Source organism: Mycobacterium sp. P4_H6, from assembly GCF_056400845.1.
The window spans coordinates 116,187-128,344 of the sequence record NZ_JBFUKN010000002.1; the positions used below are offsets into that span (position 1 = coordinate 116,187).

The window sequence follows — 12,158 nt, forward strand, 5'->3', positions numbered from 1 at the left end:
GCCGGTGGGCGGCTACACCTGACCCGTCGCGGGTGCCCCGCCCCTGCGGACCAGCCGCATCCCCAACTCGGCAAAACCCACGGAATGCCCTTTTTCGCAAACGATCTCGACATGGGCCTCGGCATCGCAGCCGAGGTGGGTCAGCTGCAGCCGGCCGTTGTAGGGCAGATGCCTGCGGCCCCATTCGAACATCGAGAAGACCACCGGCATGAAGTCGACGCCGGCCGGGGTGAGCACATACTCCTGGCGCTCCCGCTGCCCGGATTCCCGGTAGGGCCGCTTTTCCAGCAAACCCGCGTTAACGAGCTCGGACAGCCGCGCCGAGGTCGCGGCCTTGGTGATGCCGACCCGCTTGGAGAAATCGTCGAATCGGGTTGTGCCGTAATAGGCCTCCCGCATGATCAGCATCGCCGACTTCTGACCCGCCACGGTCATCGTCTTCTCGATCGGACACTCCCCGATGGCCGACCACGCGTCACGATCGGCCAGTGGGCCCTGCAGCACTGTCATGTAGATCACTCCGAAGCTGGGTTGTTGTAACTAGACCTAGGTGTTACATCTAAGTATAGAGAGCAGTACTCAGCGACGAGTTATTGAGGAGCAGAAATGTCGGGATTCTCGGATCGTGACGCGGTCATCGTCGGTGCCGTCCGGACACCGGTCGGTAAGGGGAAGGCCAATGGTGCGTTGCACGGAGTGCTGCCCGCCGATCTGCTGGCCCACAGCCTCCGCGAGCTGATCGCACGGACCGGCGTCGACCCGGCCCTGGTCGACGACGTCATCGCAGGCGCGGTCACACAGGTCGGCGATCAGTCGGTGAACATTGCCCGGAATGCCCTGCTGGGTGCCGGATTCCCGGAGTCGGTGCCCGGCACCACGGTGGACCGCCAGTGTGGCAGCAGCCAGCAGGCCATCAGCTTCGCGGCCCAGGGCGTACTCGCCGGGGCCTACGACATCGTGATCGCCTCGGGTGTCGAGTCGATGTCGCGGGTGCCGATGGGCTCCTCGGTACTGCCCGGTAGCGACCCGTTCGGCCTGGACATGGCCGCCCGCTACCCCGACGGCCTGGTACCGCAGGGCATCAGCGCCGAACTGATCGCCGCCAAGTGGAACCTGTCGCGCGTTCAGCTCGACGAGTTCTCGGCGAGCAGCCACGAGAAGGCGGCGGCGGCCACCAAGGCCGGCTTGTTCGACGCCGAACTCGCACCGATCGCCGGGCTGAGCACCGATGAGATCATCCGTCCCGGCACCACCGTGGAGACCCTGGCCGGCCTGCGGCCGGCGTTCTACAACGAGGCGTACGCGGCTCGCTTCCCGCAGATCAACTGGGAGATCACCCCGGGCAACTCGTCGCCGCTGTCCGACGGCAGCGCCGCGGTGATGATCACCAGCGGCGCGACCGCCAAACGGCTGGGTCTGCGTCCGCTGGCCCGGATCCACACCACCACCGTGGTGGGCTCCGATCCGCTCTACATGCTGACCGGCGTCATCCCGGCCACCGAGAAGGTGCTGCGGCGTGCAGGCCTGACGCTGGCCGATATCGACCTGTTCGAGGTGAACGAGGCCTTCGCGCCGGTCGTGCTGAGCTGGGCCGCCGATACCGGTGCCGATCTGGCGAAGGTGAACGTCAACGGCGGCGCCATCGCCATCGGCCACCCGCTGGGGGCGAGCGGCGCGCGCATCATGACCACCTTGGTCAATGCACTGGAGCAGCGCGGGGCCCGCTACGGCCTGCAAACGATGTGTGAGGGCGGCGGCATGGCCAACGCCACCATCATCGAACGGCTCTAGGCCTCACCACTCGATCTTCGGCGCCAGCCCGAAATCGCCGAATGCCGCAGTGACGGCATCCGCCAGGGCCGGCGCCGAGTTCGGGCCGCCGACCTTCCATGACGCGATGCTGATGGCGACGACGCCGTTGGTGATGGTGACCCCTAGTGCCAGGTGTCCACCGCGGCGTGCGAAAGCCGTTTCGGTGACCCCGTTCTCGATCATCCGACCGATGAAGAAGTCCGCCTCGGTACCGTCGATCCGGCTCAACGCGGGCGGCATGTCACCGGCATTCGAACAGCCGATCGGCTGCCCCTCCTGCAGCACCGCCTTTTCCACCTGTGCCATCAGGAACTTGGGCACGAACGGGATCAGCGGCAGCGGCGCCATCAGGGCGTCCCGGGTCGCCTGCATCTCGACGAGGGCGTCCTTGACGGCCTTACGCATCGGCCCGAGATCGGTCACCACGGTGTTCGGATCCACGGTCACGGTGATGACGTTCAGCGCATTGCCTCGGGTGTCACCGTCGGTGCGTTCACTCACCGGGAAGGTCAGCATGACCAACCCGTTGTCGTCCACCCGGCCCAGCGCGTGGCCGAGCCGGGCGGCCAGCGCGGCGACGAACGCGTTTCGGGTGCCGCTGAGTTCGGCAACCTTCTTGTCGAAGGTCTCGGCATCGATGCTCGCGGCCACCATCGGCACGGTGACGGGCTCGTTCGAGCCGGACGTCGCGACAGGTTTCTTGGCCTTCGCCGTCTTGGGCCTGGGGTTGGCCGCGGCCTGCTGACGTTGCAGCCGCACGGTCCCGACCAGCGATGACGGAATTCCGGGCAGCAACCGCGCCGTCGTGCCGATGTCCTCGCGCAGCGCCCGGCCGAAGCGACGCGCCCCCGGTTCCGGGTAACCCAGATCCCAGCTGTGGCCCTCGACGGCGGACACGATCGACAGCGTCGACGCGGCGCCGTCGGCGATGGTGTGCGAGAACACCAGTGACACCGCCGAACCGCCACCCGTCAGCGGTTGCACGGCCAGATGCCAGGCCGGTCCGGTTTCCGGATCGACCGGTATCTTGGCCCGCTCATTGGCCCAGTCCCACACTTCGGAACGGGCACGCTCGCCGGTACTGACGGCGATACTGTCCGGTCCCGCGCTGCTCACCCAGCGGTGCCTGCCGAACGGGAGCGGCGACCGTTCGATACGGCGGCCCAGCAGGGTGTGTCCGAGGTTGCGCTGGAAACGGCGCAGTCCGTCCATGTCGACACCGCGTTCGTAGATCCACACGGACTGCCCGACGGGGCCGCGCCGCAGGGCCCGCAGCGCGATGTACGACGCGTGGTCCATGTAGTCGACCGTGTTCGGCGCGCCGGGTTTCCCGGCAAGACGGTTCCGCACAACAGCCCCCGCAAAGAGTCCGGCCGTCTGCGGTCTGGCAAGCGGCGCTCAGCAATATCGCAGGTGAGCGTACTGCACTACACAGCGGACACTCAGGGTTTGGCAAACTCCCCGATGCGCCGGATCAGGCGCGCACGAGCTCGAACAGCGGGATGGCCCGCGAGGTCTTGGCCTGGTACTCGGCGAACACCGGCGCCTTTTCGACGATCTTGGGATAGGTCGCGTCGCGCTCGTCGTCGGGCAGTTCCCGGGCGGTCACGTCGTAGGCGTCGGTGCCGATCTCGATGTGCGCCTTCGGATCGGCCCGCAGGTTGTGCACCCACGCCGGGTTGCTCGGGGCACCGGCGTAGGACCCGACGATGAGCACCTTGCCGTCGATCTCCAGGTAAGCCAGCGGCGAGAGCCGGGGCTGACCCGACTTGGCGCCGACGGTGTGCAGCAGGATCAGGGTGCCGCCCTCGAACGGTCCGCCCACCTTGCCGGCGTTCGCCCGGAACTCCTCGACCACGCCGCGGTTGAAGTCGTCGAGCGCCGATGCGTCGGCGATCAGCTTTTCCTTGTCGAAGCCGTTTTCAGGTTCGGTCATGCCTTGTCCAGCTTCTCCGGCTTGGCGTCTATTCCCGCTTCTTTACGCTGCTGCGCGGTGATCGGGGCGGGCGCGTCGGTCAGCGGGTCCACCCCACCGCCGGACTTCGGGAACGCGATGACCTCGCGAATCGAGTCGACCCCGGCCAGCAGCGCGGTGATGCGGTCCCAGCCGAAGGCGATGCCGCCGTGCGGTGGCGCGCCGAAGGTGAAGGCGTCCAAGAGGAATCCGAACTTGTCCTGGGCTTCATCGTGATCGATGCCCATCATCGCGAAGACCCGCTCCTGGACGTCGCGGCGGTGGATACGGATCGACCCGCCGCCGATCTCGTTACCGTTGCACACGATGTCGTAGGCATTGGCCAGAGCGGTGCCGGGCGCGGTGTCGAAGGTGGCCTCGTACTGCGGCTGGGGCGCGGTGAACGCGTGGTGCACGGCGGTCCAGGCACCGGAGCCGACGGCGACGTCACCGGAGGCCGTCGCGTCGTCGGCGGGCTCGAACAGCGGCCAGTCCACCACCCAGGTGAACGCCCAGGCGGCGGGATCGATCAGGTCCAGCCGCTTGGCGATCTCGATGCGGGTCGCACCGAGCAGCGCCCGGCCGGCCTTCGCCGAACCCGCCGAGAAGAAGATGCAGTCCCCCGGCTGGGCGCCGACGTGGGCGGCCAGCCCGGCGCGTTCGGCGTCGGTCAGGTTCTTGGCGACCGGGCCGGCCAGTTCACCGTCCTCGCCGACCAGCACATAGGCCAGGCCCTTGTGTCCGCGCTGCTTGGCGAACTCCTGCCAGCCGTCCAGGGTGCGGCGCGGCTGGGACGCCCCGCCCGCCATCACGACGGCGCCGACGTAGTCGGCCTGGAACACCCGGAAGGTGGTGTCCTTGAAGTACTCGGTGCACTCCACGAGTTCCACCTCGAAGCGCAGATCGGGCTTGTCCGAGCCGAACCGGCGCATGGCGTCGGCGTAACTGATCCGCGGCAGCGGCGTCGGCAGGTCGTAGCCCACCAGCGCCCACAGCGCCTTGAGGATCTCTTCGGAGACCGCGATGACGTCATCGGCCTCGACGAAGCTCAGCTCCATGTCGAGCTGGGTGAACTCGGGCTGGCGGTCGGCCCGGAAGTCCTCGTCGCGGTAACAACGCGCGATCTGGTAGTAGCGCTCCATGCCCGCGACCATCAGCAACTGCTTGAACAGCTGCGGGCTCTGCGGCAGCGCGTAGAACGAGCCGGGTTGCAGGCGCGCGGGCACCAGGAAGTCTCGGGCGCCTTCGGGAGTCGACCGGGTGAGCGTCGGGGTCTCGATCTCCACGAAGTCATGCTCGGCCAGCACGCCGCGGGCGGCGGCATTCACCTTGGAGCGCAACCGGATTGCGTTACCCGGCCCCTCGCGGCGCAGATCCAGATAGCGGTAACGCAGGCGCGCTTCCTCACCGGCGGTCTCGTCGAGCTGGAACGGCAGCGGTGCGCTCTCCCCCAGCACCGTCAGCTCGGTGGCGTTGACCTCGATGTCACCGGTGGCGATATCGGTGTTCGCGTTGCCCTCGGGGCGCACCTCGACGACGCCCGTCACCGCGACGCAGAATTCGGCCCGCAACCGGTGCGCCTGCTCCAGCACCGCCGCGTCCCGGAAGACGACCTGAGCYGTCCCCTGCCAACTCCCCGAGTCGCTTCGCTCCTGCCCGCCGGCAGCGTCGCGCAGGTCGATGAAGATGACACCGCCGTGGTCGCGCCGGCGCGCCACCCAGCCCGCCAGGGTCACCGTCTGACCGGCGTCGGTGGACCGCAACGATCCGGCGGCATGGCTGCGCAGCACAAAAACTCCTCATGACGATGGGTGGAACGACAGCTCAGTCTAATGGGGTGGCTGCGGCGCCCGACGACCGCAGTCCGCGGCTGGTCACGGGCCCGGCTAGGGTCAGCGGGTGGCGAAAATGTACCCGTGCGAGCGCGTCGACCTGGATTTCATCTCCGATGCCCCGTTCCGCTTCGTCAGCACCGTCGACCTGGCCGTCACGCCCGAGCAGCTGTTCGAGGTGCTCTCCGATGCCGGGTCGTGGCCGCAGTGGGCCAGTGTCATCACCGACGTGGCCTGGACCAGTCCACAGCCCTATGACATCGGCACCACCCGTACCGTCACGATGCGCGGCGGGATCATCGGTCACGAGGAGTTTCTCGCCTGGGAGCCCTACAGCCACATGGCTTTTCGCTTCAACGATGCGTCGACGACCAGCATCGCCGCCTTCGCCGAGGATTACTGGATCGTGCCGACCGACAAAGGTTGCCACCTGACCTGGGTGATGGCGATGAAGCCGAACGGCACCGCCGCGCGGCTGGGTATGTCCGCGGGAAAACCGTTGATGGCGTGGATGTTTCAGCGGTTCCTGAACAACCTGCGCCGCTACACCGACACGCACTACGGCTAGTACACCCCGTCCCAGGCCGCGCGCCGGATCGCATCGGGATCCTCGACGGTGACATCGCGGGACGAGCGGATCACCAGGGTGCGCCGGTCCTTCGCGTCATAGCGCGGCCACTCGCTGAGCCCATCGGTGGCGAAGTCCAGCCAGGTGCGCTGCATCCGCCTGCCCACCGAGGGTTGCACCCGACGACCCAGTGGATGCAGCTTGCGACCGAGGTAGGAGCTGTAGCTGTGCTGGATGTGCACGATCTCACTGCCGTGGGTCGCGCCGAGACCGAGCGCCTTCAGCGTCCACGTGGTGTGGTCGAAGCGGTACACGTGGGTGGGCGCATCGGCGCTATAAGCGTCGGCGAACGCCCAGGTGGGCGCGCCGAACATGGCGTCGGAACCGAAATCGACCAGCGCCCGCCTGCGCGGGAAACCCGGATATGCGGCCAGTACCCGATCCCTGGCCTCCGGCGCCCGGCGCGCGAAGAAGCCGTCGATGCCTGCGGCCGTGGTGGGCAGCATGGGGGGCTTGCCCCAGGCGAACATCGACGCCTCATGGCTGTTGGTCCCGATGATCAATGGGATTGTGGCCACCCGCCCCAAACGCGCCGCGTCGATCGGATGGTGCGGTAGCAGGTCGACACCGTGGGTCAGTCCGTACGCCAGGGTGGGTGTCTGGGCCGCGCTCTCCAACTGGATCTGACCGGCGGCGCGGCGCAGCTTGCGCTGCGGCAGCGCCTTGATCTCGTCGATCCCGACGCCGAGTTCGGCGAGGAACGCATGCGACTGGCGGGCCCTGCTCTCCCGGTCGGCGATCAGCGGGAGCGCCGGACTCTGCGCGATGGCCCGGTCGAACAGGCCCTCGGCGGCCGGGCTGGCCAGCAACGCGAGCACCGACGTCGCACCCGCCGATTCACCGAACACCGTCACCTGTCCGGCATCTCCGCCGAACGCTCCGATGTTCTCCCTGATCCAGCGCAGCGCCGCGAGCTGATCACGCAGACACAGGTTGTCATCGAAACCGGGCCCGAGATCGCCGAGCTCGAATCCGCCGAAGACGCCGAGCCGATAGGTCACGTTGACCACGACGACGTTGCCGTTGGCCGCCAGCCGGGAGCCGTTGTAGAGCTGAAGTTGGCCGGCGCCGTATACGAACGCGCCACCGGGAATCCACACCATCACGGGCAACGATGCGGACACATCGGGTGACCAGATGGTGACGGTCAGGCAGGCCTCGTCGCGCATCTTCGGGTCGTCGCGGCCGCCACCGACAAAGGAGCGACCCTGCGGCGGCAGCGGGCCGTGATCGATCGCGTCCCGCACCCCCGACCACGGCTGCAGCGGACGGGGCGCCATGAAGCGCAGATCGTCCACGGGTTGTTCGGCGTAAGCGACGCCGCGCCAGACGCCCACCCCGCCGTCGGTGGCGCCTCGGAGCAGTCCGTGGGTCGTCTCCACGATCGTCGTCAGTTCGGCGACAGGGGGCACCCCTGAATCGTAGTGTGGAAAGCTGAGCCCGGCTCGGACCAGGCGGCGGGTGCCGACACGCAGATGGGGTTGGTGGGGACGATGACCTTCAACGAAGGTATGCAGATCGACACGAGCACCACGTCGAGCAGTGGCGGCGGGCGGCGCGGCGGAGGCGGACGTGGCATCGCCGTCGGCGGCGGCCTCGGCGGACTGTTGCTCATCGTGGTCGCCCTCTTCCTGGGGGTGGATCCGGGCAGCGTGATGCCGCAGACCCAGGGCGGGGGCTATGACACCGAAGGGGTTTCCGCTCCGGGATTCGATCTGAGCCAGTGCAAGACCGGCGCGGACGCCAACGCGATCGTGCAGTGCCGGGTGATCGCCACCGGGAACTCGGTGGATGCCGTGTGGGCACAGCAGCTACAGGGTTATCAGCGGCCGCAGGTGCAGTTGTTCACCGGATCGGTGGACACCGGTTGCGGCCCGGCCACCAGCGAGGTGGGCCCGTTCTACTGCCCGTCGGACCGCACGGCCTATTTCGACACCGACTTCTTCGATGTGCTGCGAGATCAATTCGGTTCCAGCGGTGGCCCGTTGGCCCAGGAGTACGTCGTCGCCCACGAGTTCGGCCACCACGTCCAGAATCTGCTCGGGGTACTCGGGCGTGCGCAGCAGGACCCGCAGGGCCCGACCGGCGGCGGGGTGCGCACCGAGCTGCAGGCCGACTGCTATGCCGGGGTGTGGGCGCACTACGCGGCGATCACCAAGCAGGAGGGCACCGACGTGACGTTCCTGGAACCGTTGAGCGACAAGGATATCGCCGATGCGCTCTCGGCCGCGTCGTCGGTCGGCGATGACCGTATCCAGAAGCAGGCCACCGGCCGGGTGAATCCCGAGGCCTGGACGCACGGCTCCTCCGAGCAGCGGCAGAAGTGGTTCACGCAGGGTTACCGGACCGGTGACCCGAACAAGTGCGATACCTTCGCCCCCGGCGCATTGTGACCGAGGAAATCGTCCCCGACGACAAGGACTGGACCTGGGTGCTGACCCGGGCCTGCCCGGACTGCGGTTTCGACCCCGCGACCGTGCGACCTACCGGTGTCGCCGGCCGCATCCGCCGCGACGCCGCGGCCTGGGTGACCAGACTGGCGCAGCCGGATGTCCGGGTCCGCCCGGCACCCGGGGTGTGGTCGCACCTGGAGTACGGCTGCCACATCCGGGATGTGCACCGCATCTTCGATCACCGCGTGCAGTTGATGTTGACCGAAGTGGAGCCGAAGTTCCCGAACTGGGACCAGGACGCCACCGCGATCGCCGATGACTACGCGTCCCAGGATCCTGCCGCCGTCGCGGGTGAACTGTGCGCTGCGGCGACCACCGTCGCCGACCGCTATGACCGGGTCCCCGATGACGGCTGGAATCGGCGCGGATTACGCAGCAATGGAAGTGAATTCACCGTCGCCACCATCGCGGTCTACCACCTGCACGATATCGTCCACCACGCCTGGGACGTGTCTGGGACAGTTTCGCTGATTCACTGACCACGTTGCACACATCTGGTTAATGTGTTCAACATGGCGCGTCCCGGTTCCCGCTCACCGGCGCTGCTCGCCGCCACCGCGGACACCCTGCGCAGGCTGGGTCCCCGRCAGTTCAGCCTGACCGCCGTGGCCGAGGCCGCCGGAGTGTCACGCGGCACGGTGCACAACGCATACGGCAGCCGCGACCACGCCATCAAGGTCGCCCTCGACCACCTGGCAGCCGGTTTCGTCGACGCGATGGCCACCGAGGTGGACCGCCACGATCACCTGGCCGATCAGGTGGCGGCCGCGGCGGTACTCATCTGCGCACACCGCAGGCACTCGGATTCCATTGTCTCCGGCGGCATCAACGAGAGCATCCTGGTACTGCTGCTGCGCAATATCGGCGACGACCTGGTGACCCGCGCGGTGGCGCTGTGGCGGCAACGGGTCAAGGCTGCCCAGAGCTGCGGCGAGGTCGGCGCCGGAGTGGATCCCACCCGCGCCGGCGAATGGATCGTGCGGGTGCTCTTCAGTTTCGAGCTGCTTCCCCCGATGGGCGTCAATCTGGACAGCCCCCGGGCGGTGCGCACATTCGCGGCCGGCTTCATCATCGACGGACTGAACGGGAGACCCAGGTGAACGAGCCCGATCACGAGGTGGCCATCATCGGCGCCGGCCCCGGCGGGATCGCCTCGGCGCACTATCTGCGCCGCCAGGGCATCGATGATTTCGTCATCATCGAGCGCGGGGCAGATTTCGGCGGGACCTGGCGTGACAACCACTACCCCGGTCTGGCGGTCGACATCCCCAGCCTCTGGTATCAACTGTCCTTCGCACCGAACCCCGACTGGTCGCGCCTCTTCGCACCCGGACCCGAGCTCTACCGATACCTGCGCGACACCGCCACCCGGCTCGGTCTCTACGATCACCTGATCGCCGATGCCGAAGTCCTGCAACAACGCTGGGATGACACGGCCGGGTATTGGCGCCTCACCATCCGCGGTCGGCCCGAGCTCACCGCGCGCTTCCTGATCAGCTCGGTGGGCGGTTACGTCAACGCCAAACAGCGTGTCGACATCGACGGCACGGAGGACTTCGCGGGAACCATCCTGCGCCCCAATGCCTGGGACGACTCCTATGTCACCGCGGGTAAACGCATCGCGGTGATCGGCACCGGCTCCAGCGGGGTGCAGATCTCAGCCGCCCTGTCCGCCGAGGCGGCACAGCTGGACATCTACCAGCGCACCCCGGCATGGGTGCTGCCCAAGATCGACTTCGATCTGCCGCCGATACTGCAGCGGATCCTGCGGCTCCCCGGCGTGCTGGCGGGCGTGAACGCCGCCGGACGTCTGTTGATGGACATCGCGATGGTCGCGCCGATCGTGCACGTCTTCTCCCGGCTCCCGGACCGGATCCTGGTGCGGCTGATCCCGCTGTATGACGCCTACTGCCGGGGGCTGTACCGGCTGCTGTTGCGCTGCACCGTGCGTGACCCGGCGACCCGGGCGGCGCTGGTGCCCCGCTACGGCATCGTGGCCAAACGGCCGGTGATCTCCAGCGCGTTCTTCCGCGCGCTGAACAACCCGAACACCCGGTTGATCACCACCCCCATCGAGCGGATCACCCGCGACGGCGTGCAGACCGCCGACGGGGTGCACCGGCCCGCCGACCTGCTGGTGGCGGCCACCGGTTACGAACTGTGGACCGACCCCGAAACCTACCGTCCAGGAACGATTCTGGGCACCGACGGTTTCGACCTGGCCGAGTACTACCGCACCCACGGGATGGCCAGCTACGCAGGCACCGCCCATCCCCGGCTGCCCAACCGGTGGGAGATCGTCGGCCCGCACGGGTTCGTCGGCTTCGCCTGGTGCGATTTCGTCGAGACCATGGCCCGGCACGCGGCGCGGGTGATCGGGCAGACCCGGAGCCAGGGCTCCCAGGTCGCCGCGGTCACCCAGGAGGCGTTCACCCGCTGGAACGCCGATATGGCCCGGCGCGGCAAGACCGCGCACCTATACTTCACCGACTGCAACCCGGGTTTGCGCACCTACTTCGTCAACTCCCGCCGCGAAACGGTCTATCACCGCCCGCAGACCATCACCGCGGCACGGCGGTTCGCCCGCCGCGGGCCGCTGGACGACTACCGATTCAGCCGGCGCAGTGCGCAGGCATTGACCGAGGAGCAGCCCGCATGACCGAATTGCCGCTGGCCGGACGCGTTGCCTATGTCACCGGAGCCGCGCGCGGGCAAGGCCGTTCGCACTGTGTCCGGCTGGCCCGGGCCGGCGCCGACATCGTCGCGATCGACGCGTGCGGGCCGGTCGCGACCGGCAATGKATATCCCCCGGCGACCGCCGCCGATCTCGCCGAGACYGTCGCCCTGGTCGAGGGCGAGGGCCGCAAGATCCTGGCCCGCGAAGTCGACGTCCGCGATTCCGACGGGCAGCAGCGGGTCGTGGCCGACGCCGTCGAGCAGTTCGGCCGACTCGACATCGTGGTGGCCAATGCGGGTGTGCTGAATTGGGGCCGGCTGTGGGAGATCTCGCCGCAGCAGTGGCAGGACACCCTGGACATCAACCTCACCGGAGTGTGGAACACCATCCGGGCGGTCGTCCCACCGATGATCGAAGCCGGCAACGGCGGCTCGATCATCAACATCAGCTCGGCGGCCGGCATCAAGGCGGTACCCGGCTGCGGGCATTACTGCGCCACCAAGTTCGGGGTGGTGGCGCTGACCAACTCGCTGGCGATCGAACTCGGCCCGTACGGCATCCGGGTGAATTCGGTGCATCCCTATGGCACCGACACCCCGATGGGCAATGACGTGGCGATGTACCAGATGTTCGCCGACCACCAGACCTACATCCACAGCTTCTCGCCGGGCGCACTGCCGACCGATTCGCTGGCCGCACCCGACCTGGTGTCCGATATCGTGCTGTGGCTGGCCGGTGACGGCGCGTCACTGGTGACCGCGGCCCAGATCCCGGCGGACAAGGGCTATCTGAAGATCTGAGG

General features: G+C 67.9%; 12 protein-coding genes. 7 read left to right on the top strand and 5 right to left on the bottom strand.

Annotated features, from left to right (window positions below):
• Positions 1 to 12: 12 nt before the first annotated feature.
• Complete coding sequence (locus AC1DTF_RS01470) at positions 13 to 510, bottom strand: winged helix-turn-helix transcriptional regulator (protein ID WP_477472754.1); 498 nt, start codon at positions 508 to 510, stop codon at positions 13 to 15.
• A 96-nt stretch (positions 511 to 606) separates the two neighbouring features.
• Here AC1DTF_RS01470 and AC1DTF_RS01475 point away from each other — a divergent pair, with 96 nt between their 5' ends.
• The gene (locus AC1DTF_RS01475) at positions 607 to 1,791 is read left to right on the top strand and encodes a thiolase family protein (RefSeq protein ID WP_477472755.1); all 1,185 of its coding nucleotides are present in this window, start codon (positions 607 to 609) and stop codon (positions 1,789 to 1,791) included.
• A 3-nt stretch (positions 1,792 to 1,794) separates the two neighbouring features.
• Here AC1DTF_RS01475 and AC1DTF_RS01480 read toward each other — a convergent pair whose 3' ends face one another.
• From AC1DTF_RS01480 to aspS, 3 genes are all read right to left on the bottom strand, one after another.
• Positions 1,795 to 3,111 carry a hypothetical protein gene (locus AC1DTF_RS01480; RefSeq protein WP_477472756.1) on the bottom strand — a complete coding sequence of 439 codons (1,317 nt, stop codon included), beginning with the start codon at positions 3,109 to 3,111 and terminating at the stop codon, positions 1,795 to 1,797.
• A 175-nt stretch (positions 3,112 to 3,286) separates the two neighbouring features.
• A complete protein-coding gene (locus AC1DTF_RS01485) occupies positions 3,287 to 3,748 on the bottom strand; it encodes a nitroreductase family deazaflavin-dependent oxidoreductase (protein ID WP_477472757.1) in 462 nt (153 codons plus the stop codon).
• Positions 3,745 to 5,556, bottom strand: coding sequence for an aspartate--tRNA ligase (gene aspS, locus AC1DTF_RS01490; protein ID WP_477472758.1), 1,812 nt, complete (start codon positions 5,554 to 5,556; stop codon positions 3,745 to 3,747). Before aspS ends, AC1DTF_RS01485 begins: the two co-directional genes overlap by 4 nt.
• Before the next feature lie 118 nt (positions 5,557 to 5,674).
• Between aspS and AC1DTF_RS01495 the strand changes: the two genes are divergently transcribed.
• The gene (locus AC1DTF_RS01495; protein WP_477472809.1) at positions 5,675 to 6,166 is read left to right on the top strand and encodes an SRPBCC family protein; all 492 of its coding nucleotides are present in this window, start codon (positions 5,675 to 5,677) and stop codon (positions 6,164 to 6,166) included.
• Here AC1DTF_RS01495 and AC1DTF_RS01500 read toward each other — a convergent pair.
• Complete coding sequence (locus AC1DTF_RS01500; protein WP_477472759.1) at positions 6,163 to 7,638, bottom strand: carboxylesterase/lipase family protein; 1,476 nt, start codon at positions 7,636 to 7,638, stop codon at positions 6,163 to 6,165. The genes AC1DTF_RS01495 and AC1DTF_RS01500 overlap by 4 nt on opposite strands.
• Before the next feature lie 81 nt (positions 7,639 to 7,719).
• On the opposite strand from AC1DTF_RS01500, the gene ypfJ reads away from it, so the two are divergent.
• The 5 genes from ypfJ to AC1DTF_RS01525 are packed head-to-tail and all read left to right on the top strand — an operon-like array spanning position 7,720 to position 12,156.
• Positions 7,720 to 8,619 carry a KPN_02809 family neutral zinc metallopeptidase gene (ypfJ, locus tag AC1DTF_RS01505; RefSeq protein WP_477472760.1) on the top strand — a complete coding sequence of 300 codons (900 nt, stop codon included), beginning with the start codon at positions 7,720 to 7,722 and terminating at the stop codon, positions 8,617 to 8,619.
• Positions 8,616 to 9,158: a DinB family protein gene (locus tag AC1DTF_RS01510; RefSeq protein ID WP_477472761.1), complete on the top strand. Its 543-nt coding sequence runs from the start codon at positions 8,616 to 8,618 to the stop codon at positions 9,156 to 9,158. The genes ypfJ and AC1DTF_RS01510 overlap by 4 nt, the downstream gene beginning before the upstream one ends.
• A gap of 33 nt (positions 9,159 to 9,191) precedes the next feature.
• A complete protein-coding gene (locus tag AC1DTF_RS01515; RefSeq protein WP_477472762.1) occupies positions 9,192 to 9,779 on the top strand; it encodes a TetR/AcrR family transcriptional regulator in 588 nt (195 codons plus the stop codon).
• Complete coding sequence (locus AC1DTF_RS01520) at positions 9,776 to 11,338, top strand: flavin-containing monooxygenase (protein WP_477472763.1); 1,563 nt, start codon at positions 9,776 to 9,778, stop codon at positions 11,336 to 11,338. Before AC1DTF_RS01515 ends, AC1DTF_RS01520 begins: the two co-directional genes overlap by 4 nt.
• Positions 11,335 to 12,156 carry a mycofactocin-coupled SDR family oxidoreductase gene (locus AC1DTF_RS01525; protein ID WP_477472764.1) on the top strand — a complete coding sequence of 274 codons (822 nt, stop codon included), beginning with the start codon at positions 11,335 to 11,337 and terminating at the stop codon, positions 12,154 to 12,156. The genes AC1DTF_RS01520 and AC1DTF_RS01525 overlap by 4 nt, the downstream gene beginning before the upstream one ends.
• Positions 12,157 to 12,158 lie beyond the last annotated feature (2 nt).

Coding starts and splice junctions, on each gene's coding strand:
- AC1DTF_RS01470 (WP_477472754.1), bottom strand. CDS start 510: ATGACAGTGCTGCAGGGCCCACTGGCCGATCGTGACGCGTGGTCGGCC.
- AC1DTF_RS01480 (WP_477472756.1), bottom strand. CDS start 3,111: ATGGACCACGCGTCGTACATCGCGCTGCGGGCCCTGCGGCGCGGCCCC.
- AC1DTF_RS01485 (WP_477472757.1), bottom strand. CDS start 3,748: ATGACCGAACCTGAAAACGGCTTCGACAAGGAAAAGCTGATCGCCGAC.
- AC1DTF_RS01475 (WP_477472755.1), top strand. CDS start 607: ATGTCGGGATTCTCGGATCGTGACGCGGTCATCGTCGGTGCCGTCCGG.
- ypfJ (WP_477472760.1), top strand. CDS start 7,720: ATGACCTTCAACGAAGGTATGCAGATCGACACGAGCACCACGTCGAGC.
- AC1DTF_RS01495 (WP_477472809.1), top strand. CDS start 5,675: ATGTACCCGTGCGAGCGCGTCGACCTGGATTTCATCTCCGATGCCCCG.